21 protein-coding genes and 7 pseudogenes are annotated in these 22,986 nt (G+C 68.6%); 18 read left to right on the top strand and 10 right to left on the bottom strand.

Features of this window, described 5'->3' with window-relative positions; genetic code table 11:
* Positions 1-175: 175 nt before the first annotated feature.
* A pseudogene (locus OHB04_RS40755) lies at positions 176-412 on the bottom strand (response regulator transcription factor); the annotation flags it as partial.
* Here OHB04_RS40755 and OHB04_RS40750 point away from each other — a divergent pair.
* A pseudogene (locus OHB04_RS40750) lies at positions 403-1,810 on the top strand (ISKra4 family transposase); the annotation flags it as partial. The pseudogenes OHB04_RS40755 and OHB04_RS40750 overlap by 10 nt on opposite strands.
* A gap of 71 nt (positions 1,811-1,881) precedes the next feature.
* On the top strand, positions 1,882-2,280 hold the full coding sequence (locus OHB04_RS40745) for a DUF4440 domain-containing protein (protein WP_326693294.1): 399 nt from the start codon (positions 1,882-1,884) through the stop codon (positions 2,278-2,280).
* Positions 2,281-2,325: 45 nt separating this feature from the next.
* Here OHB04_RS40745 and OHB04_RS40740 read toward each other — a convergent pair whose 3' ends face one another.
* The 3 genes from OHB04_RS40740 to OHB04_RS40730 all read right to left on the bottom strand — a co-directional run bounded on the left by OHB04_RS40740 (position 2,326) and on the right by OHB04_RS40730 (position 4,594).
* Positions 2,326-2,874: a GNAT family N-acetyltransferase gene (locus OHB04_RS40740; protein WP_326809659.1), complete on the bottom strand. Its 549-nt coding sequence runs from the start codon at positions 2,872-2,874 to the stop codon at positions 2,326-2,328.
* A gap of 504 nt (positions 2,875-3,378) precedes the next feature.
* The gene (locus tag OHB04_RS40735) at positions 3,379-3,756 is read right to left on the bottom strand and encodes a hypothetical protein (protein WP_326693249.1); all 378 of its coding nucleotides are present in this window, start codon (positions 3,754-3,756) and stop codon (positions 3,379-3,381) included.
* Between the two features lie 259 nt (positions 3,757-4,015).
* A complete protein-coding gene (locus tag OHB04_RS40730) occupies positions 4,016-4,594 on the bottom strand; it encodes a hypothetical protein (RefSeq protein ID WP_326693296.1) in 579 nt (192 codons plus the stop codon).
* A 42-nt stretch (positions 4,595-4,636) separates the two neighbouring features.
* Between OHB04_RS40730 and OHB04_RS40725 the strand changes: the two genes are divergently transcribed.
* Entirely contained in the window at positions 4,637-7,123 is a 2,487-nt protein-coding gene (locus OHB04_RS40725; protein ID WP_326693297.1) for a hypothetical protein, read from the top strand.
* An 86-nt stretch (positions 7,124-7,209) separates the two neighbouring features.
* Positions 7,210-7,556: pseudogene (locus tag OHB04_RS40720) on the top strand (IS701 family transposase); the annotation flags it as partial.
* 402 nt (positions 7,557-7,958) lie between these two features.
* On the opposite strand, the gene OHB04_RS40715 reads toward OHB04_RS40720, so the two are convergent.
* From OHB04_RS40715 to OHB04_RS40700, 4 genes are all read right to left on the bottom strand, one after another.
* On the bottom strand, positions 7,959-8,318 hold the full coding sequence (locus OHB04_RS40715; RefSeq protein ID WP_326809670.1) for a peptidase inhibitor family I36 protein: 360 nt from the start codon (positions 8,316-8,318) through the stop codon (positions 7,959-7,961).
* A gap of 279 nt (positions 8,319-8,597) precedes the next feature.
* Complete coding sequence (locus OHB04_RS40710) at positions 8,598-9,335, bottom strand: hypothetical protein (protein ID WP_326693299.1); 738 nt, start codon at positions 9,333-9,335, stop codon at positions 8,598-8,600.
* Between the two features lie 527 nt (positions 9,336-9,862).
* Positions 9,863-10,408, bottom strand: coding sequence for a zeta toxin family protein (locus OHB04_RS40705; protein WP_326693300.1), 546 nt, complete (start codon positions 10,406-10,408; stop codon positions 9,863-9,865).
* A gap of 143 nt (positions 10,409-10,551) precedes the next feature.
* On the bottom strand, positions 10,552-10,932 hold the full coding sequence (locus OHB04_RS40700; protein WP_326693301.1) for a hypothetical protein: 381 nt from the start codon (positions 10,930-10,932) through the stop codon (positions 10,552-10,554).
* Between the two features lie 458 nt (positions 10,933-11,390).
* Between OHB04_RS40700 and OHB04_RS40695 the strand changes: the two genes are divergently transcribed.
* Complete coding sequence (locus OHB04_RS40695; protein ID WP_326693302.1) at positions 11,391-11,759, top strand: hypothetical protein; 369 nt, start codon at positions 11,391-11,393, stop codon at positions 11,757-11,759.
* Positions 11,760-11,943: 184 nt separating this feature from the next.
* Here the strand turns inward: OHB04_RS40695 and OHB04_RS40690 are convergent.
* A pseudogene (locus OHB04_RS40690) lies at positions 11,944-12,312 on the bottom strand (TetR/AcrR family transcriptional regulator C-terminal domain-containing protein); the annotation flags it as partial.
* Between OHB04_RS40690 and OHB04_RS42115 the strand changes: the two are divergent.
* Together OHB04_RS42115 and OHB04_RS40680 are read left to right on the top strand one after the other, a co-directional pair.
* Entirely contained in the window at positions 12,253-12,636 is a 384-nt protein-coding gene (locus OHB04_RS42115; RefSeq protein ID WP_442815136.1) for a WapI family immunity protein, read from the top strand. The pseudogene OHB04_RS40690 and the gene OHB04_RS42115 overlap by 60 nt on opposite strands.
* Before the next feature lie 258 nt (positions 12,637-12,894).
* Positions 12,895-14,061: a methyltransferase domain-containing protein gene (locus OHB04_RS40680; protein WP_326693304.1), complete on the top strand. Its 1,167-nt coding sequence runs from the start codon at positions 12,895-12,897 to the stop codon at positions 14,059-14,061.
* A gap of 18 nt (positions 14,062-14,079) precedes the next feature.
* On the opposite strand, the gene OHB04_RS40675 is transcribed toward OHB04_RS40680, so the two are convergent.
* The gene (locus OHB04_RS40675; protein ID WP_326693305.1) at positions 14,080-14,445 is read right to left on the bottom strand and encodes a hypothetical protein; all 366 of its coding nucleotides are present in this window, start codon (positions 14,443-14,445) and stop codon (positions 14,080-14,082) included.
* Between the two features lie 796 nt (positions 14,446-15,241).
* On the opposite strand from OHB04_RS40675, the gene OHB04_RS40670 reads away from it, so the two are divergent.
* The 11 genes and pseudogenes from OHB04_RS40670 to OHB04_RS40625 form a co-directional block, all read left to right on the top strand.
* Positions 15,242-15,556 carry a hypothetical protein gene (locus OHB04_RS40670; protein WP_326693306.1) on the top strand — a complete coding sequence of 105 codons (315 nt, stop codon included), beginning with the start codon at positions 15,242-15,244 and terminating at the stop codon, positions 15,554-15,556.
* A gap of 58 nt (positions 15,557-15,614) precedes the next feature.
* Positions 15,615-15,764: a hypothetical protein gene (locus tag OHB04_RS40665; RefSeq protein WP_326693307.1), complete on the top strand. Its 150-nt coding sequence runs from the start codon at positions 15,615-15,617 to the stop codon at positions 15,762-15,764.
* Positions 15,761-16,486 carry a hypothetical protein gene (locus OHB04_RS40660; RefSeq protein ID WP_326693308.1) on the top strand — a complete coding sequence of 242 codons (726 nt, stop codon included), beginning with the start codon at positions 15,761-15,763 and terminating at the stop codon, positions 16,484-16,486. Before OHB04_RS40665 ends, OHB04_RS40660 begins: the two co-directional genes overlap by 4 nt.
* Before the next feature lie 99 nt (positions 16,487-16,585).
* Positions 16,586-16,786: a hypothetical protein gene (locus OHB04_RS40655; protein WP_326693309.1), complete on the top strand. Its 201-nt coding sequence runs from the start codon at positions 16,586-16,588 to the stop codon at positions 16,784-16,786.
* Between the two features lie 200 nt (positions 16,787-16,986).
* Entirely contained in the window at positions 16,987-17,337 is a 351-nt protein-coding gene (locus OHB04_RS40650) for a hypothetical protein (protein ID WP_326809658.1), read from the top strand.
* Positions 17,338-17,567: 230 nt separating this feature from the next.
* Positions 17,568-18,734 (top strand): hypothetical protein, encoded by a 1,167-nt coding sequence (locus tag OHB04_RS40645; protein WP_326809657.1) that lies wholly within the window; start codon positions 17,568-17,570, stop codon positions 18,732-18,734.
* 239 nt (positions 18,735-18,973) lie between these two features.
* Complete coding sequence (locus tag OHB04_RS40640; RefSeq protein ID WP_326693312.1) at positions 18,974-19,612, top strand: hypothetical protein; 639 nt, start codon at positions 18,974-18,976, stop codon at positions 19,610-19,612.
* A 756-nt stretch (positions 19,613-20,368) separates the two neighbouring features.
* Positions 20,369-20,791: pseudogene (locus OHB04_RS42110) on the top strand (WapI family immunity protein); the annotation flags it as partial.
* Positions 20,792-20,800: 9 nt separating this feature from the next.
* A pseudogene (locus OHB04_RS40635) lies at positions 20,801-20,992 on the top strand (integrase); the annotation flags it as partial.
* An 82-nt stretch (positions 20,993-21,074) separates the two neighbouring features.
* Positions 21,075-21,836 (top strand): GNAT family N-acetyltransferase, encoded by a 762-nt coding sequence (locus OHB04_RS40630; protein WP_326693313.1) that lies wholly within the window; start codon positions 21,075-21,077, stop codon positions 21,834-21,836.
* Positions 21,837-21,938: 102 nt separating this feature from the next.
* Positions 21,939-22,943: pseudogene (locus tag OHB04_RS40625) on the top strand (Mu transposase C-terminal domain-containing protein); the annotation flags it as partial.
* Positions 22,944-22,986: the final 43 nt, after the last annotated feature.

Genomic DNA, 22,986 nt, shown 5'->3' with positions numbered 1-22,986 from the left:
CTTGATGCAGTCCTCATCGTCCTGGCCCTGCGGGCCAGGACAGGTCCAACGACCGACTGATCCAAACGAAACCGCCTAGCCGCGAGCGGATGGCGGCCTACGGCTGAAGATCAGCCGACTGAAGCACGTGCGGGCCGAGCCGGGAGGGCTGAGCCCCCGGCGCCCGCAGGCGGCGTCACCCGTCGAGCGCACCCAGCCGGTGCGCGATGGCTGCCGCCTCTCCCCGGCCTGCGGCTCCCAGCTTGGCCAGGATGTGGGAGACGTGCGTGCTCGCCGTCTTCGGCGAGATGAACAGCTCTTCCGCGATCTGCCGATTGCTGCGCCCGGCGGCCACCAGGCGCAGCACGTCCCGCTCCCGCGCCGTCAGCCCAAGCGCCGCCGCCGGTTCCGGCGGCGGGGCCGCTGGAAGTGGCGGGGCGGGAGATCATGCGCCAGCTGCTGCAGGACCATCTCGACCTGCGCGCCGCACGGGAGGAGACACACCTCCGCGCCGGCGGGCGGCCTGTCGTGGTGGGACCGGGGGGACGGGTGCGGCCCTGGCGGGAGACAGGACATGCACGCTGGCTGGCCTGCCTGTTCGGCCTGGTGCGGGTGGAACGAGTCGCCCACCGAGGTCTGGACCTGTCCAACGTCCACCCCGCCGATGCGGTGCTCGCGCTGCCCGCGGGTCGGCACTCGATGGGCCTGCGCCGGCTCGCCCGTCACCGAAGCCGTGCGCGGCTCCTACGGCCAGGCGACAGCGGCGATCGAGCGCCGCTGCGGGAAGGTGCTGGGCAAACGGCGGCTGGAAGAACTCGTGGCCGCCGCGGCGGTGGACGTTGACGCCTTCTACCGAACGAAGATCCCCATCCCGTGCAGCCGGAACATGCCGCTGGTACTCCAGGTGGACGGCAAGGGCGTGGGCATGCGGCCCGAAGCTCTGCGCGGGGCCACCCGCAAAGCGGCCCTGAAGGCTGCCGCCCAGCCCCGCCGCGGCCGGCTCGCCCCGGGCGAGAAACCCAACCGCAAGCGGATGGCCATCGTGGCCTGCGTCTTCGACACCCGCCCGGCCCTCAGGAGAGCGCACGATGTGATCCACCCGGCCGGCGGCCGCAGCGGCGAACGGACCCTCCGCCCAGGGCCGAAGGCCGAGGACAAGTGGTGCACCGCCTCCTTCGTCCGCCCGCCCGAGCAGGTCATCACCGACGCCTTCGACCAGGCCCAAGCCCGCGATCGCGCTCACCAGCGGCCCTGGGTCGTGCTCGTGGACGGCGCCCGCCACCAACTGGACCTGATCGAAGCCGAGGCCGCCGGGCGGGACGCCCCGGTGCACATCCTGCTGGACTTCGTACACTTCGCGGAGTACTGCTGGACGGCCGCGCACAGCTTCCACAAGCCCGGCACCGCTGAGGCCGAGGCATGGACCGCCGGCCACCTCACCACGATCCTGCACGGCCAATCCGACCGCGCCGCTGCCGAGATGACCGCCCAGGCCGACCGTGAACACCTCACCACGAGCAAACGCGAAGGCGTGGACACGTGCGTCCGCTACCTCACCGGTCACCTCGACCAGCTCGGCTACGACACCGCCCTGGAGCACGGCTGGCCGATCGCCACCGGGGCGGTCGAGGGCGCCTGCCGACGTCTGATCGCCGACCGCCTCGACATCACCGGTGCCCGCTGGGGCCTTCACGGTGCCGAAGCCGTCCTCCGACTCCGCACCGTGACCGCCAACGGCGACCTCGACACCTACTGGCACTACCACACCGCCCGCGAACACCAGCGGCTTTACCCCACCCCCGACCAGCAGGAAGACCGCCTGACCGCCTGAATACGACCGTCACTCAGGAATGCCGCACACATCGCGCAAGGGCGAACCGGTGCCGGTGCTACGGTCCTAGCATGTCCAAGGCCGAGATCGACGGCGTCGCCGCCGAGTTCTTCAGTGCGTTCGACAACAGGGGCGGCAAGGCCGCAGATGTGGATCGGGTCCGCCGACTGGTAGTGCCTGGGGGCGTCCTCATCAAGGCAGGGCCGGAGTTCACGGTGTACACCGTGGAGGAGTTCATCGAGCCACGCCAACAACTGCTGGCCGAGGGCCGACTGGTGAACTTCAACGAGTGGGAGACTTCGGAGCGCACCAAGACCGTTGGCGCCATCGCATCGCGGTTCAGCGAGTACCGGAAGTCCGGGATCCTCGACGGCGTGCCCTTCGAGGGCGGCGGGACGAAGACGATGCAGTTCGTACTCACCCCGGATGGCTGGCGGATCGCTGCGGTCTCCTGGTGCGACCGGCCATGAGGTCAAAAGCCGCACCGCCGCACGATCTGGAGTACCCCTCCAGGGTCAGCCCGAAGGGGGCAGGCGCAGTTGCATCCAGACTGAGCTGATGTAACCGCCGTTCTTCGCGGCGTACTCGTCGAAGGTGCCCACGTCGGTGAAGCCGAACTTACGGTGCAGAGCCACCGAAGCATCATTGGGAAGTGCGATCCCAGCCAGCGCGACATGGACCGGCTGCGAGCGCAGCGTTTCGATGAGGGTGCGGTACAGGGCCGAACCAATCCCAGCGGCCCGCGCATCGGGATCCACGTAGACGCCCAGTTCAACCGTTTGCTCGAAGGCCGGATGCGTCCGGTAGGGACTGCTTGTGGCACACCCGAGTACCCGATCGTCGGCAGTGGCCACAAACAGCTGGTGCGGGCCCGTGTCGGAGAATCCCTCGAACCACTGCAAGCGGCTCTCTACCGTGACCGGTTGGGTATCGAAGGTGATGATCGAATGGGTGACGTAGTGGTTGTAGATCCGCACCAGCTCGGGAAGATCATCTTTGCGTCCGGTGCGCACTACCAGCCCGTCGACGGCACGACGCCAGGCCTCGCGGTCTCTTCCTGCCATGGGCCGCATCATGCCATGGTCGTTCTCCCAGATCAGCCCGTCCCTGCAGAAGAGCTACACCCAACTTAGTTCCGCATCAGCTCGCATCCCAGCGGCGACGGAGCAGGCAAGCCCCGGGCCGAGCCGGCCCCCACCGGCGGATGGCGAACGCAGCCGCAGTCAAGCCGCTTGGCCGCAGGTTGGCCACGCAGGCTGATCCAAGCTGGGATCAGGTGGGACAGGCTGGCACACGCGACCGGGTCAGAAGGGGTACCCGGATGTCCGGGTACCCCTTCTGACGTGCATGTTCTCTACCGGCGCGGGGGCGGTGGGGTTTGAGCCCACGGTGACATCGCTGCTACGAGGGTTTTCAAGACCGCTGTGACCGAAGCTGCGCTACGCGCTCTGAGCTGCGGTTTCTCCCTTGGCAGGCTGTTGGGCATGTGCTGTGGCCTGCCGCTGGCCCACAGTCCGTCGATTCCTCAAGCCGGGGCCCCCTGCGCAGGCTCCGCACAGGGCCAGGTGTCAGAAGCGGATGTACGGCGTGTAGTACGTGTCGGCGCTGACCTGCCAGCCAACGGCGCTGTAGCGGTAGCCCTTGGGGCAGGTTCGCAGTGCGGGGATGTAGCCCGAGTTGGCGGCGAGGTTCGTCCGCACGGTGTAGAGCTTCTGTCCCTTGCTGCCGGCGCAGGTGATGCCGAAGCTGCCCTTCACCTTCTTGTTCGTGTTGTTCCTGAACTTCACGGTGAACTTGCCGCCGGACTTGGTGATGCAGCGGCTGACCTTCTTGCCATTGCAGTTCCAGTCGTATGCCTGCGCTCCCGGCGCCGTGACGCTCATGACCGACACGGCCGCGGCAGTCGCCACCAGCAGGCCGGCGGCCCGCCGGGCTGTCTTCCTCATGGTTCTCCTCAAAAGATCATCTGCTAGAAGGAAACAGAGCCCGGGAAGGCTACAAGCCGGTGTGGCACGCCACACCACCAGGTCATCCAGTGGGAGACGGCCGGGATATATCCGGCGGCGCTGCCGCACCGGCAGCAGCGGCTCTATCCGCTCCCACAGGTCGTCCGACACCACCCACGGCGGGTCCTTGCGCCTCCCCTGGCCGGTCCAACGAGTCACTGGAACGGACATGGACCGACGCCCATTCTGTTAGCTCCTCCTACGCGCTGCCCCCGGAGTCCTCTCGGTCCCGCGGCGAGTTGATCCCGTCGATATCGGCGAGAACTCTCCGCTTCAGCTCCAGTGCGGCGGTGATCTCCTGGCGAGTGAACCGTGTCGGGTCCTTCGCGTGCATCTCCCGCCCTCGCTCAGAGGTGAAGCGGTCCTCCGAGATCTGGTCGGCACCCTCGGGCAGGAACTTGGCGACCTCTTCCAGTGCGGCGATCGCGTACGCGGTGGCGGGACGGATCTCGTGGTGCTCGGCGAGTGGCGTGTTCAGCAGCCGCAGCCCGGATTGGGTGGAGACCTGGTCACTGATCCACAGAAACTCGCCCGGGTCGATGATCCGCGAAGGCTCGGGGCCACCGAACGCCGGGGGAGCGGGGGGCCGGTCGTCGGAGATCGTGAACTTGAACGAGCGTGTGCGGCCGCACTGTGGACAGCTGCCCTCGTACACGCTGACCAGGACTCCGTCCCAGTTCTCCAGCCGGTGCTCCCGATCGAACTGCGTCGTTCCGCATACGCAACCGTGCAGATCTATGTAAAGGTGCGATTCCTGTGGGGAACGAGCAGTCAGCATGGCCTGATCTTACGGGGGGCTCATGAATTGCCGGGGGTTTCAGTGGACCTGAGTACCGCGGAGAGACAGCTGCTCGCCGAAGCTGAGGCTGCCTTGCCGGCGCTGCTTCGGAACCTGTACTCCGACCGGTTACGTGCCGAGGCCGTAGTGGACCAGGACGGTCGACGCTTCTTCCTGCTGAGGGACCCGGTCGGCGAGCGGGTGGAGCTGCGTCTGGACACGGCGCCGCTGTCGCAGCCGCTGGTGGCACGCACTTTTACCAATACGACGACCGATCGGTACGTCGTCCAGCTCGCCGACACACTGCCGTCGGAGCAGGTGGGACAGGTGCTGTCCCGGGAAGTGGGCGAGCTGCTCGCGGTACGGGACCGGGCCGCCGTCAGCGGGCGGGTGCCGCTGGAGAACCTCTTGGCCTTCGGCACCGTAGCTCCCGGGCACCGGGAGCTGTCTCACGCGGACATGGGCCGGATAGGTGAGTTCAACTACCTGGCGACCAGGATGCACGACACGGGGCTAACCGCCCCGGAGCAAGAGGAAGCCCGCAACCGGTTCTCGGCGCTCGTCGACGAGTTGGGCCTGAGACCAAGAGCCTCCGCCGAGGACGCGCAGAGCCGCGCGGCCGAGCAGCGCGCGGCTCACCTGCGCTTGGACGTCATGCGCTCGCGCTTGCGGGCCGAGGCGCGTGAGGCGATGGCAGAGCTTGCCCTGCCTTTCGAACTGCTGAGTGCGGCTGACGCGCGGGCACTGGTCGAGGCGCGGTCGGCGCGTGCCACTCAGGAGCAGGTGTCGTCGCCCTTGGGTACGTTTCCCATGCCGGGACTGCGACTGGACGGGACGCCCGTGCGGCGCGAAGAGCTCAAACAGTTTGCCGCCGCCGCCGCCCAGCGGCGCACCGCGCTCAGCAACCGGACACTTGCCAGACTTCGAGCGAAGCAGGCAACCCTGCCCGAGGGCCGGTACCCGCAGCTCGAAATCATGATCGGTGGGGGCGCCGCGCTCACCGGGCGTGACCCGAATGTACTGCTGGTCGATGCGTGCGGGCGTTGGCACATCGACCCTGCTGAAGCGATCGTCCAGTCCGCTGAGCAAGTACGCCATCTGCGCCAGAGCGGCCTGGGCGACCCGTACCAGTTCGCTGATCCGCAGCAGCGGGTGCCCCTCCCAGCACTCCAGCTCTGGGAGGACACCGCTGCGGCACGCGGCCCCCTCATCGACGGACGGGCGGAACTGAGCATCGGCGTCGGAGGCCGCCTGATCGCCGAGATCACCCCGGCCGACGGCTCCGATCCTGTGAAGGTCGAGGTGCAGGGCTCCCCGCTTGTCGCCACCGGTATCCCGCCTGAGATCATCCCCGGCGCCAACCGTCAGGTGCCGACTGCGCGAGAGGCAACGGACGTCCTCACAGAGTGGCTCACCACAAGGGGCACCGCCGAGGCCGCCGCGGCCTGTGAGCAGCTTCTCGCCACGCCTGAGACCAAGGGCCGTGCCGCCAAGACCCTGGAGGTACTCGCCGGCCCGGAGGTGTCCGACGCACTGGGGGCCGCGGAGAATACTCGGGTCGCGGCCGCGATCGAGACTCTTCAGGCGACCGAGGCATGGGAGCAGGCCCGTGCTGACGCGCCTGGCCGTGTCCTCATGGGCGACGAAATCGCGGACGGCAAGTGCGACCCTTCCATAGCCAAGGATTGGATCCTCGCGGGGGCCGGCGGCGCTGCTAAGGCCAACGCGGAGATCATCCTGCAGGGCAACCAGGACGCCAGGGTCGTGCTGGTGGGTAAAGAAGCACCATTCGCGCTCCACAACGATGCCCAATACACGGAGCTGCGCCGCACGTACGACGCTGAATACGGCGGTGACGGCCGACTGGCGGTATACAGCGGACACTACGTCGGACACTACGTCGGGGCGATCGGCACGGTGGCCGCACCTGACGGCGGGGTCCGTCTTGCGGCACTCGACAGCGGAGGCAACCCACTCGGCATCGACGGAGATGCCTACGTGGCGTGTCTGGGCCGCATCGCCCGCCCTCCCCAGGCCCTTGCCTCCTTGGAATCTTGGGCACGGTCGTCGGGCGGTCAGGTCCGCGGAGAGCTGATGTTCGACAAGGACCGGCAGTACCTCGGCTACCGCCTGGCGTTCGAGGCCAAGGGGCGTCAGCACACGGTCGACGTGACCGGAGCTGCCTCTCGCGTACTCCCCACCAATGTCTTCAGCCCCGAGGACATATCCCGCCTTGCAGCTTTCGACAGCAAGACGATCCCGCCGGAGAGCGGCAACGTTGCCCCCGGCTTCATGGCAACGGCTCTTCAGGGCGCCAACCTCGCCAAACACCGAGCGACGGAACGCCGCTCCCACGACCCCGCCCAAACACGGCCGTCCGCAGCAGCCGCGCGTGCCCGCAGCACCACCTCCCGCAAGGGGCCTTCCCCCCAAGAGGGACCTGGTGCCACGTCGCGCAACAGTCCCGGCTGGCCGGCACATCGCCCGGGACCTGAAGGCCCCAAACCTCGCCGTGGGCGTGGCATGTAGACATGCGCCACGTGGCGGGTGACGCCAGCAGGTGAGTGGGTTGGGGCGTGGCAGGTTGGGTGAGAACGGGCGCGCGGTGCTGATCCGCGATCTACCTCGGCTACGCCCCTTTGGAGACCATCGGTGGGGAACTGGTGCGGATCGCCGGGTCGCGCTGGGCGATCGAGGAGTGTTTCCAGGCCGCGAAGAATGAGTGCGGCCTGGATCAGTACGAGGTCCGTCGCTACGTGGGCTGGTATCGGCTATCACCCTTGCCATGCTCGCGCATGCCTTTCTGGCGGCCACAACTCACCAGGCCCGGGAAAAAGGGGCGGAACCGGTGAGGCGGCTGGGGCCATCGACCTCACCGTGGCGGAGGTTCGGCGACTCCTGGCAGCTTGTCGTCCCCGGCCCCCGCACCTGTGCGGACATCGAGACCGGCGCCACGCGATGAACTGGTCGAACTGGCGCCGACGACGCCAGGCAGTCGCCCGTCGCTGCCATTACCTGATGAGGCGTTGTTGCTCGTTCGAGGGGCGGCCTCCGTGAGACCGCCCCGCATCACTCCATGACCCGCTGCACTCCGGCCGCCCAGCCAAATCCGCAGGTCAGGCGGCGAAATCCTGCTGGACTAGGGCCTCCGGCGGGTCGGTCCGGTGAAGGGGCACCCCCTGCCCGGCGTCCGCAGGCTGCGGGGGTGCGTGGTCGGAGGCGCCCACGCGGCGGAGCTGCATATGAGGACGGCCCCGCGCCCCTTGGCACCCCTCGCCGCAACGTCCCGCGCGGCCGGTCGGCGCCGGCCGGGCTGGTTGGGATGGCGGCTGCACGGTGAGACGAGGTGAGGGGACGGACGGCCTCAGTCCTTGTACTGGAGCGAACTGGCCTTGTTGTCGAAATTGTTGTTGGTCAAGTCGCTGTCCAGACCGTTGCCTCTATCCACGTTGGAGACGTAGGTGGCGCCCGAGTAGCTCGCCTTGGTGTACAAGGTCGCGTCGTACTTTGTCAGATTCGCTATCGAGCTGGCCTTGTTGTCGAACCCCTTCGCCGCGAGGCTCGGCACGTTCTTCCAGTCGGGGATCACGAGCCTGTCCCCCTTGTAGTCGTCGTGCTCGTAGAGACAGATGCTCATGCCCACGCAGGAGGCGCCCTGCAGTTGAGAGTCGTTGGCTGTAGCCCTCTCGCTCTCCTGGGCCTGTGCAGTTGTGCCCGACCACATCAATGAGGCCACACCCAGAGACAGGGCGCCCAGCGCCCCAACGACCTTGCGCTTCATGCGAGCCATCCTTCATTTGCTGAGGGGAACGAAAATTTGCCTACTGGTGGCGGCTTTGGAAACGGGAGTCTCATTTGCCACCGGTGCCGTAGCTGAGTAGAGCAGCAAGACGACCGCAGGTGAACAAGATTCGATGGAATTCGAATGTGGAGATGGCTGGTGCGTCGACCTGAAAGACTGATATAGTTTCGATTCGGCCAGCGCAGTTTCCACGGAACGCGCTCAGCTCTCCTCCAGTACCCGATGCGCGGCGCCCATCCGTTGCCGCTGTACCTGCTTCAGTTCCTTGAACGCGCCGGGCTCGGCCTTGATCGCTCTTTCCTGAATGCGGTCCTCCGCCGCGTTCCAGACCGACACGAGATCCGTCTGCTTCTTGCAGCGCACATCGACGCGTGCCTGTTGTATTTCTATGCGGGAGACCCGGTCGCCCTTCAGCCATCGCTTGTCCGTGATGGCCTTCATCGGGTTGGTGTAGTGATAGCCCTGCTCTTTCATGCAGGCGCTCCAGGCCCGGAAGACCCGTACTACCGCCCGGTCCTTCATGGACTGCTCGTAGGTCGCGCCGATCGTGTTGTTGAGCAGCCCGAAGTCGGCGTCGGGGAGGCCCTGCGCCAACTCCTTCCTGGCCCTCTTCGCGCAGCCGCCCAACTTGCGGCCCGAGCCATAGGCCGCCTTCTTCTCGGCCGTACCGAGTCCCTTGTCCCTTGCCCTCATCGCCGCTGAACGCTTTGCGACCGTCGGACGGTCAGCAGGGAGATGGTAGCCGTAGATCTTCGCGATTACAGGTTCGACGACCCCGTAGCGACGGCGGTTGCGCGGCTCGGTGTCTTTCGCGGATGCCCTCGGCGCCAGCTTCCACTCCAGGCCCCTTCGGCGCATGCACTTTCCGGTCAGAACGTCCTCGGCGGCCTTGATGACCCCCATCTCATCGGGTGCGGGCGCATAGCGGTCGAGCGGCACGACGATCGCCTTTGCCTCCTTTCCGGGCGCAGGGACTGGAACGGTCGGCCTGCTCGCCTCCGCAGAGCCGACTCCCGATGCTCCGGCCTTCGGTTCGGAATTCTCCTCCTGCGTGCAACCGGTGACTAGGCAGAGCAACACCAAAGCGGTGGCAGCCCTCGGACAATCAAACACTGTGCCCTCCCTTGGCAAGAGAGTGGGGTCGCCGGGACTTCCGTCGGGCGCCGCACCCGTCCGCATTCTTACCTGCGTCTGAGCACATCCGCCACAAGGGATCCGCTGCTGGTCTTTCGATGTGCCGAGTTACGGCAGCGGGTGAGTGCATGGCCGATGTCGGCGCCGGGAATGGGCCGGCCGCGCATACGCAGTGGCAATAGGCGCAACGGAAGACGGCTGGCGCGGGCGGCCGACCGGTGCTCAGGACGAAGGGGCGGCCAGTTCGTCGGCGAAGGCCACCGTCTCCGGCAGGACCCCTGCGAGGGGCCCCGGCTCCGTGCTGTCCAGTTGGCGGTACTCCGTACCGATGGTCACCACCAGCCGCTCCACCGGTCCGAGTTCGGGTCGAAGGCCCTCGCGGACGATGGCACGGGGCCCTTGACGGCGGGTACCCCGCGAGCATGCAGGGCGTGCGTGCGGTCGCGCAGGTGGCCCGAGGCAGTCCATGTGGGCGCGCAGTCCGGCCGGGTCGAGCACCGGCCCGTGGCCGGGGACGATGATGGAAGCGCCGGTACGGTGATCCGGTCCGCCAAGTGCTCGGCTTCGATGACGGCCAGTGTGCGGCAGACCCCCGCGCAGGTGTCGTGGTTGCGCCAGGTCCTAGCGGCCCTCGGCCAGTATGTGGTCCACGAGCCCGAACTGGCTGAGGGCCTCCGGGGTGGCCAGGGCCACGATCTCGACCCGTGGGCGGAACGTCGGTACGCGCGGGCGCTGGCGCGGAATTCGTCAGCGTCGGCGAGCGCGGACTCGATGACGGCGTCGAAGCCGTGCTCGCGCACTTCGGATTCGACCGCTCCTTGCCACCGGCGTGTGTCGGGGCGGACTTTGGCTCCTGCGGTGCGGCAGTCCTCAGCCACCAGACGCGCGTAATCGTGCTCGGCCTTGTGTACAGGTCCCGGCCGATCCGGACGGACGGCCCCACGGGTTCGGTCGGGCGTCAGGCCCGACCTCGCCCGTGCGGGCCGGGACCGGTGATCAGGCGGTTCCGGCTATCGATTCGTCAGGCGTTGACGCAGGTGGCCGGTACCCAGCCCTTGGTGTTGCCGTAGGAGACGTAGAACCACTTCTTGCTGGTCCCCTTGGTGCACAGGCCGTGGGTTCCTCCGTTCTTCTTCACACCGGCGTAGCAGAGGTAGCCCTTCTTGCCCTTCGGCCACAAGCCACGAGCGGTGGCGCCCGCGCTCTTCGACGCGCGGATCTTCACGCTTTCCTTCGGCGTGACCGGGCCGAGCTGCTCGCTACAGGCCGACGCGGCGACGGTCTCGGCCGCTGCGGTGGAGGGGGCGGCAGCGACCGTGCTCGCCGAGGCGACACCACCGGTCATGGTGGCGCCGATGAGGGCTGCGGCGGCCATGGCGGGCCCCAGCAACTTCAGCTTCATGTGGTGTTCTCCGTTTGGGTTCATTCGCGGATGCCAACTGGCCGGGGACGGTGGCTGGGCGGGCGCCAGGCGCGGGCCCGGCCCGCAGAAGACGCCCTTACACCCCGTCCCGTGCGAGCCGTTAGCGGCACACTGTGCGGTCCTCGGAGACGCTACCTGCTGTACCGAACACGGCAGTTGGCGCATGGGTGGCCTTGACAGAAGTGTTACGACCGTGAAGCCAAGTACATGTCAGGTGAGGCTCCCCCTTGGCGACATCCGGGGAACGGGTCTGGCCCCGCCCGAGCCGCATCAAGGTGTCATCGGCCCTGCTTGCGCACGGCGATGACACCTGATGAGGAACGCGTGAACACCCAGCGGCAGATTCACACCCCTGGCCGAAGCAGTGATCGCCAATGGCTAGACTCCGCGCCACCGCGGGCGCACAGGGCGCTCGCTCGAGCGAACGGGGTTTGTGTATGCGCAAGGTGGCTTCACTGCTTGCTGTCGCGGCGATGACCGGGGCAGCACTGTTCACCACGGGGACGGTCTCAGCCGGGGCTGTCGCGCCCGCGAAGGCTTCCGCGACGGTGAAGGGTGCTGCATGCGACAAGGGCATGGCGCTCTGGGCCAAGGAGAGCGTCAAGATCCGCGCGACCAAGAAGCTCAACTCGACGGCGCGGGGCCTCTGGCCCAAGGGCAAGAAGGCCAAGCAGGCGAGCTGCGCCGATAGCAACGGGCAGGGGTACGACCTGTGCGGCTGGGAGAAGAAGCTGTGGACGTATGTGAACTACCAGGGGACCAAGGGCTGGGTCCCGGCCGGCTGCACGCTCACCGTCAAACCGTGAGCTGAGCCTCTTCACGCACTGCGCGGCAGCAGCACGCAGCATGTGAAGGCCGCCTTGGAGGCGGAAGGTGACCGCGAGCTGGAGGCGGGGCAGATCCCCGGGCGCGGCCCAGGCAGTAGCGCTGGGCCACCGTCAAGAGGCTGCCACCGTCTCCAGCAGGGCGGAGCCGCCGCGCGCGGAGGGGTCACTCGGTGTCCTCGGTGTCGAGGCCGTCGATCAGGCGGTTGAGGAAGCGGGTGAAGGGGGGTTCGGGGGGTTCGGGGGTGAGGGGGCGGCCGGGGGTGGAGAGGGCTTCGGCGAGTTCCGGGTGGTGGCCGTCCGCTGCGACAGCGGCGAGGTAGCGGGCTTCGGCCGCGGTCCGGTCGGCGGAGCGCGAGGCCGCTGACTGGGCGATCTCGTGCGCGGCGTGCCCGGCCACGAACGCGGTGAGCTGGGCGAAGATCTCCATCTTCGTCGCACCGTCCAGCCCGGTGGGCCGCAGGACGGCGAGCGCGTGTTCCAGGAAGGCCGGGGTGTTGGGGCCGGGGGTGCGGCGGGTGGACAGGGCGCTGGGGTTCCGTCGCCGGGTCGTCTGTTCCGGTCAGCGCAGCCGCTCGGTCTGCGCCACCAGTGCCCTCGGCCTCGGTGCGGACCAGGTCGGACTGGGGGCCTCGGCCTGGATTGCTTTCTGGAGCCCGTTCTGTCCTTCAGTCACGCTTGCTGGCGCGATGGCTCTGGCCTGGTGCGAGTCCGGCTCTTCCGGGAAGCGGCGCCGCCATGGCTGGATGGCGATGAGCGCTTGGACGAGCACGTGGTCAAGATCAAGGCCACTGCCGCCTGCCTGCAGCAAGCGGCGGCCGAGTGGGACCGTCATCTGGCCTCGTTCCCTCCGCGCTGACCTCGGCATATCGCCAGGAAGCGCTGCTGCCACTCCGCGCCACCCCGCATCCTTGCCGTGTCGCACTGCACCTACCCGCGTGGGTTGGGGGGCGTCACCATGAGAGCCAGGGACTCCGCAGGTATTGAAGGGGGGTGGATGTCGTGGGACGGCACGAGGAACCGGAGCCGGACCTGGGCGGAGGCACACCGCCTCCAGACAACGCTGACGGGGCGGTGGAGTCGCTCCCTGCCACTGGTCAGCACCGGCAGGACGAGGATGACGACGACTGAGCCCGCGCTCGCCGCGCGCCGCCAGGCGCTGTGGGAGGAGATGGAACGGCGTGGCCTGTGGCCGCGGACCCGGTGGGTACGCGAGGCGTTCGAGGCACTGCCCCGCCACGACTTCGCGCCCGCACGGCTATGGGAGTGGGGCGGGCACGCTTATCAAGCCGTCGACCGCGACGCGGACCCGGTGGTGTGGGCGCGGCTGGTGTACGGCGACCCGTACGCGGCCACCATCACCTCTCTACGCGAGGGCGTGCCAGCCTCCAGCCTGTCGTGTCCTGCGGTCGTGGCGGACATGCTCGCCGCGCTTCGGCTGCGGCCCGGCCAGCGGGTGCTGGAACTGGGCACCGGCACCGGCTGGAACGCCGCCCTGCTCGCGCACCGGGCGGGGCGCGGACAGGTCACCAGCGTCGAAGTCGACGACGAGCTTGCCGCCGCGGCGCGGCGGCGCCTGGAACAGGCCGGGGCCGACGTCCACGTGCGTATCGGGGGCGGCGAGGCGGGTGACGTACCCGGCGACGGGTACGAGCGGATCATCGTCACCTTTTCCGTCGAGACGGTCCCCTGGAGCTGGGTGGCCCAGGCCCGGCCCGGCGCGCGGATCGTCGCCCCCTGGGGGCGTCTGGGACACGTTGCGCTCACCGTCTCCGAGGACGGGCGCCAGGCCGTCGGGCATGTCCGCGGCCTCGCCCAGTTCATGCCCGCCCGCGACACCGCGCCCCGCCACGTCGGCTTCCGTCGGCTGCGCGCCGACCACGAGCCCGCCCACGAACACGGTCTCGCCCGCGATCTGACGCCACTTCACCAGGACTGGCACCTTCGCTTCGCGCTGCGGGTGGCCGTGTCCGGACTGCGCCTGACCACCGCCACCGACGCGGACGGGACCAGCGCCTGGCTCCACGACGGCATCTCCTCCTGGGCATCGCTCACCGCCGCCGGCGACGGCACGCTCCTGGTACGCGAGGGCGGGCCGCGACGCCTGGCCGAAGAGGCCGTGGCCGCATGGGACGCGTGGCTCGCCGACGGGGCACCCGACCTGTATGCCTACGGGCTCACCGTGGCCGAGGGCGAGCAGTACGCCTGGGCCCGTGACCCCGAAACCGGCCCTCGATGGTTCCTGGCGCCGGTCAACTCACCCGCCGGCCTCGGTAATGGCTGAGCGATCCGGCCTGGGGTTCTACTGCTCTGCGGGCTCCGTGGTCGTTGGGCGGTTCGTTCCTCGCCCCTCGACCCGGGTGAGGAAGCTGAGAACTGTGCAGCCGATGGCGCCAGCCAGGATGAGGCCGACGTACCCGATCTGGCGGATATGCCGTGTGTTGCACGCGACGTAGTCGGCGGTCTGTCCGTAGCGCAACTCGTCGGCCGGGGCGGCGATCGACCCGCACGAGGGCGTCTGCTCGTCTACTCCCTCGCTGCTGACGGGCACGAACAGCATCACCACGGCCGCCGCCACCAGGGCGAGCGCGGACACCGTCGCGGCGCGGGAGAGGTCTCCCGGCTTGAACCCGGATACCGACGGGTCGACTTCGCTTCTCCTGGCCATGCTGCCCCTCCACCGGACCGAACGACGATCACACGATCGCCCAGGAGCCTACGGTCACGTGTCAGCGCCCCGGTCGGTAGTGGGTGATGCGGGAGCGTGCTGTAGCCGTGCTCGGTCCGAGTGTCTTCCCGGGCCACCTGCGCCAGTACCTCGTCGGTACGGGCCGCGAAGCTGCCGTGCGGCCGACGTCGACGTCCGGGTGCTGCAGCGCACCCGGGCGAGACGAGCCCCCGGCCAACTCGCCGCGCAACAGGGGCATGGTGAGCGGGCGGTGCGCCGCGCCCAGCTCGGCCGTGCCGCCTCCGTCATCCTTTAGTGCGTCCTGCCTTGGCGCGTTCACGCGGCCCTTTCAGGTGCCGGTTCGGGCCCGGCCCTGCTGTATCGCGGTCGTGGCAGGGCTGATCGGTCATCCCCGAGGCTGTCGAGGTTGCCGCCGTGGGGGCGGGAGCCGGAGGGGGGCGTGTGGCGGCAGCGGCGGGTCTTGCGCGGGTGGTTCGGCGCGGGCGCGCGCCACCCCCGGGGGAGGGCAGATCATGCGCCCGTGCCCCTGTGATGTGCGTCACGGAAAGTGAAGAATGGGTATAGACCGCTCGCTTGAGTGATCTTCGAATGGCCAGGTCACGCAGCATTACCGGCGGGTATCTTGTGACGCCGTGCAGTCTTTCATGATCACTGTGTGATTTTCGATGGCGGGCGCATGCGTGTCCGCCCGTTTCGGGGAGTTGAGTGGCCGTCACCAACGGGCGGAGGGGCTTGACCATGACCTTTCGCTTCCGGCCCTCAGCGAAGAGGACTTATGAGCGAAGATGCCCACCACTGGGACGACGTCGGCAGCCCTGTGGCCGAGGCAGCACTGCCGCTGCCGCTGGAGTTCGAGGCCCTGTACGTGGCCAACCAGGAGGCGTACCACCAGTACGCCCGCCTGATAACTGGCAGTCAGCAGGCCGCCGAAGCCGCCGTGCACCGGGCGTTCCTGGAGATCCTGCGTCACTGGGACGCCCTGCTCACTGAGAGCAACATGCAAGGCCAGATCTGGGCGATCCTGCGCAAGACCGTGGTCTCGCAGGAACTGAACTCCTTCCGGGAGAAACTCGCGCCGCCTGGACGGTGAGATCGGCCTGTTCAACGGGCTCAGGAAGCTGCCCCCGCGGCAGTTCGACGCCCTCGTCATGCGTCATGTGCTGAACCTGGAGACCAGCAAGATCGCCTGGTACCTCGGCGTCACGAACAGCACCGTCGACTACCACTGCCGCAAGGCCAAGGAACGCCTGGAGCAGGCCGTTCCCTCACACATCAGGACGGAGGGGAACCCCAAGTGACCGCCGAGCCCACCACCGTTGACCACCTCCTCGCCGCCGCCGCAAGCGCGCTCCGCGCCGAGACGCATGCCTTCGACGCGGGCGCCGGGCTGCGCCGGCTGGCTGAAGACGCCGGCTATGTGACACCCCCCAAGGAGGCACCGGCCGTCTCCCAGGCCCACCAGCAGCTGACGGTCGTCGTGCGCTGGGCCCTGGACCAGCCCGGCGCCGCCGAACACGTCGAACGCCTCGCCGAGGCCATCGGCAAGAAGACCGACCGCGGCGGCATCGAGGACGGCTGGGTGCTGCTGGTGCGCGTCAGCGACTTGGAGGAGATCGATGTGGACGGCGCCCACGTCTTCGCCTGCATGCTGCACCTCGCCGGAGACCCCGAAAGCGCCCAGTTCTGGTGGCAGTTCGCCGCTGGTGCCGGCAACGGCATCGCCGCCTGCTGCCTCCACCTCCACCACCTTGGCCGCGGTGAGACCGACGAGGCTGACCACTGGCTGGACGTGCTCATCTCCGTGAGCACTCCGGGCCAAATGGATGAGACCTTCCTCCACGGCCTGCGCCGTTTCGCGATCTGGGAGTGGCGCCATGCCCCCCGCGTCCGGGAGTGGCAGCCGGCCCTGACAGAGGAGGTCTACCGCCTGGCCACCCGCGGCGACACCGGCGAGGTCCTCGTGTGCCGGCCTGACCACGACCTCGCCGTGCGCCTCCAAGGGTGCGGCCAGGCCCAGTGAGAACAGCGAAGAACCCGCACAGCGGTCTCCGGTTCCGAGGCCATGGACCGCCAGCAGGCTCCTCAGCAATGACAGCACCTGTGAAAGGACGTCACTGCCATGAAGCGTAGACCTCCGGGCACCGCCCTGCCCACCAACTCGTCGAGCACCACGGCCGGACCGTTGCGTCCCGGCCGGATACAGCGCCGGAAGCGCCGCTACCGCGACGAAGCCTCCCTCCACCTGCTGCGCGGGCTGTGTTACGGCACAGGCACCGGCGCGGCCGGCCTCCTGCTCTACTACCTCCAGCAACACCTGTAGCTCGGCGGACAACGCCAGCGCCCGCGGAACGGTCACCGCGACCGTTCCGCGGACGCCGCGCTGAGCCGCCCCGCTCTGCACCGCCAGCACCAGCTTCCGTCCGGGGAAGGCGTCTTCACCGACGGCGCCCAGCTCCGAGTCCGCGACGAGTGGACCAGCTGCCGGCCGATGTCAGCCGCGCTCCGCAGGGCCGCACAGCAATGAGCCCGCCGCCCCCGAACAGATTCGATCACCATGCGAAAATCGCCGGGCATCAGGGCGCCACCTACCCCAAGATCGGCGCCGCTTGGAGCATCACCCGGCAAGCCGCCCGCACCAAGTGGCCTGACGCTGTCCCTGCCCGGGGACAGGGCCACGAGGCGATCCCCTTCGGGTACGCGGACGGATCCGCCGTCGTTCACCACGACCCGGAGGCGGTCGCTTGGTGGTACATCGCCACCGGCGCCGACGGCCAGTACGAGGAAAGCGAACCCGCCCACGACACCTCCACCGACGCCACCGCCGCCGCGACCGCGTTTCTCATCCAGCACTCGGCGCCCCGCGCCGAATAACCCATGCCGTAACCCCAAGCGCGTACTTCTGAGCGGAACGAGCCGTGGCGGCCCCACCACATGCGAGGAATACTCCTGGGGCCCAGCGAGGTTCACAGGCTGCCTCCATGTGGGTGGAACCCGGTTGTGTGGAGGCTGCACATGGGTGACCTTGGCCTCACGGTTCCGTTGAATGCGGCATGTCGAGCTCCGCAACTTCTCTCCCTGCCCCTGCCACGCCCTGTGCGAAGGTGCCGTACCTGCTGACCACGAGCCAGGGAGCGGCGGCCCGGAGGCTGCTGGACTACGTGGCCGGGCTCCCGCTGGCCGGCGCCGACGCGCAGCTGCTGGCCGTCGTGGTGGCGATCCGTTCCGCCCGTGGCGGCATGGGCAACCTCACGGGGACGGATCTGCGCTCTCTTCGGCTGGAGGATCCGCGCGACGCCACCGACGCGCTGCGCGGCATGGGATGGGATCTCCCCGAGGCGCTACTGGCGGGGGATCTGGACGTACCCGTCGCAGTCACGGTGCCCGAACTCGCTGCCGGCGTGGGTCACCCGCTGCCGTTCGGGAAGATGGTTCGCTCCCGGGTTTCAGGGTGGACCACCAGGACTCTTACGGCCAAGCCGGTGAAGAAGCTTGCTCCCGCCGCGCGCCTGGCAGCGCTGTTCATGGCCGCGCACAGCACGTCGACGCGGGACGGCGCTGTGCCCGGGACGCTGCCGGAGGCGTGCCGGACCGTACTGGTGCAGCTGGTGGACAAGGGGTTCTTGGAAGATGTGTCCGGTGACCACTACCGGCTCTCCGCTGCTGTGCGTCATCTGTCCGGCCTGCGCCCGAAGCCCGAGGCCAGGGAAGGGCAGACCGTAGGAGAAGTGCCGCCACAGCAACCCTCGGCGCAGGAGCGCGGTGACGCTGGACGAGCGGTCGCCCGCACGCGGGTCATCGAATTCGATGCCGCAGGGTGGGAGCGGTGGAAAGCGGAGGCGAGCCCGGCGCTGCGACGGCATGCCGAGGCGGTCCAGAACTGCGCGGTGTGCGCCCGCCCGGTCGAGCAGGTGGCAGAAGCTTTCATGACCGTCCAGGGTGCTCCGCACTTCCGCAAGCGCATGCTGGCCGACTACGGCAAGTGGAAGGAAACAGTTCCCGACCGTGGGCCGCTGGCGGCCCGCTTCACCGTGGCATTTCGTGCGGAGCACGGGCACGGGCCTTCTCACCGGCAGTTGTGCGACGGGCTGGGCTGGGCCCTGTCCCGCGATCTGTGCGGGCTCGTCGTACGCAGACTGCTGGCGAACGGCTGGCTGATGGACACAGGAGCGGTGCCCTGGACGCTGCGCCCGGGGCCGCAGGCACAGGTAGAGGGAATCGTCGTGCCCCAGCAGGCCACGGCGCCGGCCGGGGAAACGGCGGTCCGCTGACCGGCCCGCTCCCGCGCGACGTCGTCGAATAGACACACACGAGCCTGCTCCCACCGGTCACCGACCGCGTCACGAAGATGCCAACGCCAGAGGGCCCAAGGACCCCGCATGGCCGAGCAACAACTGGGCGCGATGCTCGTTGGCCTGCTCAGAACGGACGAGCGAAAAGGACAACGCCGATGGGCAGGCAGAAGGCCAACAAGCCGCGGCGCCCCCGCCTCCCGCGACAGGAGCGCTTCGTGGCAACCCCCACTGCCGGCCTGGCCTTCGACAAGCCGACCGGCTACGTCATGCCGATGATCCGGGCCTCCATGACCGACATCCTGCGCGAGGGACGACCCCGTGCCGAGGCACCCGAGATCGCGGTCCTCTCGGACTGCCACAAGCAGTTCGCCCACGAAGGGCTCCAGCGGATCGTTATGGACCTCGCTTGTACCGCGGCCGAGGCGACCACCATGTTCTCCGAGGTCAGTCCGCTGAGTGAGCTGGAGCTCCTGCAGCAGTTCTCCGCCAACCACACCATCGACGAGGCACTCGACACCGGTCTCATGTCCGGCGACGTGGTCTGGGGCTACATCCCCGCCATGCTCCGGCCGCTTTTCGAACCCAGCGCCAAGCCCGGCATGGACGAGGTCCTGTTCGAGATCGACAGGAAGTACGGATTCAGCACCTCAATGGATTTCATCATCGCCCTCGCCCACTACACCGGCTCCATCATCAAACGCGTGGCAGAAGCCACCAGGCGCTCGACGCCGGAGGTCACCCAACTCCTCGAAGGCCGGGCGAAACCCGCCTGGGCCGGGCTCGATGCCTGGGACAAGAACAGCTACATGACCGGCGTCACAGCGGCCGATCCGCCTTCGGCCGCGCAGCTCTGACCCGCGCTGATTTCCCACCTCCTCCCGCACTGCTGCGCGTGTGGACCGTGCCCTCCACCCCGCCGAAGGTGCCAGCCGAGCTGGAGGACGCCCAGCACTTCGCTGCCATGCCCGAGGCGCTGCCCCGACGCCTCATCCTCGGATACGCCCCCGCCCCTCGGAATCGTCCTGGACCCCTTCAGCGGCACCCGCGCCACCGCAGCGACCGCCAAGGCCCTCGGACACGTCGGCATCAGCACCGACCTATCACCCACGTACATCCAGCTCGCCGCCTGGCGCAGCCAGACGCTCCCGGACACTGTCCGCCGCTGCGCCGCCTCCCGAGGCCCCATGGCTCCTGCCGGTCCAGGTCCAGAGCGCTTCCGGGACGCAGCTCGAAGTCCCAGGTGAAGGACAGGCCGGTGTGTTCGGAGCGTTTCCAGAGCTGGAGAGCCTCTTCGTGGGCGCGTGCCATTCGTGTGTCAAGGATGTTCTCGCCCCGCGCACAGCTCGCCGAGAAACCACAGTGCTGGACCGGTTGCGGCGGCGTGATGGGGGACGTGCCGGGTGCTGACGTCGACCGCTGGCCGAGCCGCACGATGGTCTGGTCCTCGCGTTTCCTACTGGACGCCTTCGCATTCTGAAGCGTCCAGGCTGTCGGTGTCCGCCGCACTCGCCCGACGGGCCGCTGCTCGACCCACAGGGGCGCTCGTGAACGTCCTGGGCACTCCGGCTTCCCCGTCGCGCGGCGCGAGATGGCCCTGACATCCTTGGGCGGTGCTACTTGCTGATCACGAACATCGCTTTGAGCTGCGCCCGCTGCGCTATCAGTTCCCGGCGGTCAGCGGCGACCAGTACGACGACAACTGGCTGGTCGTTGCAGGTGAGGTGACAACGCCGGAGGGCAGTTGGTCGTTCACCGACCCGTGCCTGCTGACCGACGAAGCACGCCAGCTCTCGCTGTGGCTGCGTGCTGTCGGCGGAGCATCGTCGGGGGACTCGGAGCCGGACCTCTGCTTTCTGGAGCCCGTTCTGTCCTTCAGCCACGCTTGCTGGCGCAATGGCTCTGGCCTGGCGCGTGTCCGGCTCTTCCAGGAAGCGGCGCCGAAATGGCTGGATGACGATGAGCGCTTGGACGAGTACGTGATCGAGATCAAGGCCACTGCCGCCTGCCTGCGGCAAGCGGCGGACGAGTGGGACCGTCAGCTGGCCCCGGTGCTCCGGCCGACCACGAAAGCCGTGGATGCCAGCGTGCTGCTGGCCCGCACCGTCACTCCCGAGCTGATGCGGCCGGGCTGGTCGGACGCGCTCAGGATGTCCCGCTCGGTGCTGCCGCACCGCAGGCTGCTGGCTCTGGACAAGCGGCTGGCCTGTCGGCGGCCACTTCACATTCCCCAGGTACGGCCAGATACGTGATCACAGTCGGTGCTCGATGAGGGCTGGGTCACAGCGGGCCTCCAAGCACGCCTGGTAGGCACGGCGTATGGAGGAACTTGCACGGCTCAGCGATATCGAGCAGGCCGCGGCTGGCGACGGACATCTGGTCTGGGCCACCCAGGGACAAGGCGGTGACGGCCTGGGGCCGGGGGTACGGGCCTGGTGCCACGGCGCGGCGCTGGCGGTGGCGAGCCCGAACCTTCACCAGGACCGGCTTGCGGTCAAGGGTGACGGCGCCGACGTGGCCGTGTTGGTGCGGCGGATTCTGGAGGAGATCGGCCCGTCCTACCGAGTCTTGGGGGAAGCTGCCTTGATCGACGCGCTGGTGCGGCAGCTGCCCAACCTGGCGCCGGTCCACAACTTCTTCTGGATGGAGGCCACGTCCCCATCCGGTGCCGCCGCCGCAGGCGTCCGGTGGCTGAACGCCCGCGAGGAGAAGGAGACGACCTCACTGTTCGACCGCTTCTTCCCTGACTCCTACGCGCAGCCGGGACGCGCGGGCATGCGCCGCTGGGCCGGGGTCGTCGGCGAGGTGGACAGCAGCGTCGGGACGAAGCCGCTAGCGGTGGCGGCGGACGCCTGGTCCGCGGCCGGGTGCGGGTTCATGGGCGGGGTGGTCACCCACCCCGCCGCCCGCGGACGCGGTCTTGCGCGGGCCGTGTGCGGCTTCGTCGTGGACGCCCTCGTCAACCAGCACGGCCGCGCCGCGCTCATGGTGCTCACCGGTAACGCGCCGGCCATCGCCACGTATGAACGCCTCGGCATGGCCAAGCGCCTGTTCGGGGCGGCGCACATCGCGGCCCGGTGAGGCCAGGGCTCCACCGTGGCAAGCCGACGCGGAGTGATCACTGGCGGTCAGGCAACTCCCCGCTAACTGGCCGCCAGGGGGAATCCCAACTGGCCGCGATCACTGGCCCATGCGGCGGCCCGGTCGGTGATCGTCCCGGAGGTCATCGTCTGTGACCATGGCAAGGCCTTCCTCTCCCGAAACTTCGTCTCCTCCTGCCGGTTCTTGGAGATCGAAGTGCAGCCGGCTCATCAGGGCTCGCCCTTCGAGAAGGGGCACATCGAGAAGATGTTGGGCTCGGTGGCCACGCTGTTCGCGCAGTTCCTGCCCACCTACACCAGCCGCAGCAGTGACCATCGCGGTCGGCACCTGGAACGCGAACGGGTGTGGTCCCTGCTGGAGTTGCAGGAGCTTCTGGATGAGTGGATCGTCGCGAAGTGGCAGAACCGCAAGCACGACGGTCTGCGCGATCCGGTCCACCCGGGTCGGCTGTTCACGCCGAACGAGAAGTACGCCGCCTTGGTGGAGGCTTGCGGCTACGTCCCGGTCGCACTCAGCGGCGACGACTACGTCGAACTCCTGCCCGCGGAATAGCGGGTGGTCAACGACTACGGCATCCGGATCAAGAACCGCACCTACGATAGCCGGGCGTTGGGGCCGATGCGCCGCCAGAACTCCGGGGTCCGGGCGAAACGCGGCCTCTGGGAGGTCCACCGTGACCCCTACGACGTCTCCCGGATCTGGGTACGCAACCACCGCGGTGACAACGAGTGGGTCCTGGCCACCTGGAAACACCTGAACCGGGCACCGGTCCCCTTCGGTGACCTGGCCTGGGACCACGTCAGCCACCAGCTGCCCCGGGCCACCGAGGCGGAGATCGCCGACGCGGTCGCCGCCCTGCTCACCCGGGCCCACGGGGGCCCGCAGACCGAGCAGGGACCGGGGCCCGGCAAGCGCGACCGGCGGGTGGCGGCCCGCACGAAAGCCACAGGCCCGCTCACCCCAGCATCCGTTGCCGGTGCTCAGGCGGAGCCAGAGGACGAAGCGGACGAGAGCGAGGAGTCGGTGGCCGAGGTGATCCCGCTCGGGCTGTTCGACCCGCTGGAAGCCCCCTGGAAGCGCTCATGACAGCGTCGTCCGCTCTGCCCCAGGACTCTCAGCGGCACCTGAC

Origin of the sequence: Streptomyces sp. NBC_01775 (genome assembly GCF_035917675.1) — a bacterium.
Lineage (GTDB): Bacteria > Actinomycetota > Actinomycetes > Streptomycetales > Streptomycetaceae > Streptomyces.
Note: the sequence above shows the minus strand (reverse complement) of the source record. Positions and strands in the feature narration are given on the sequence as shown.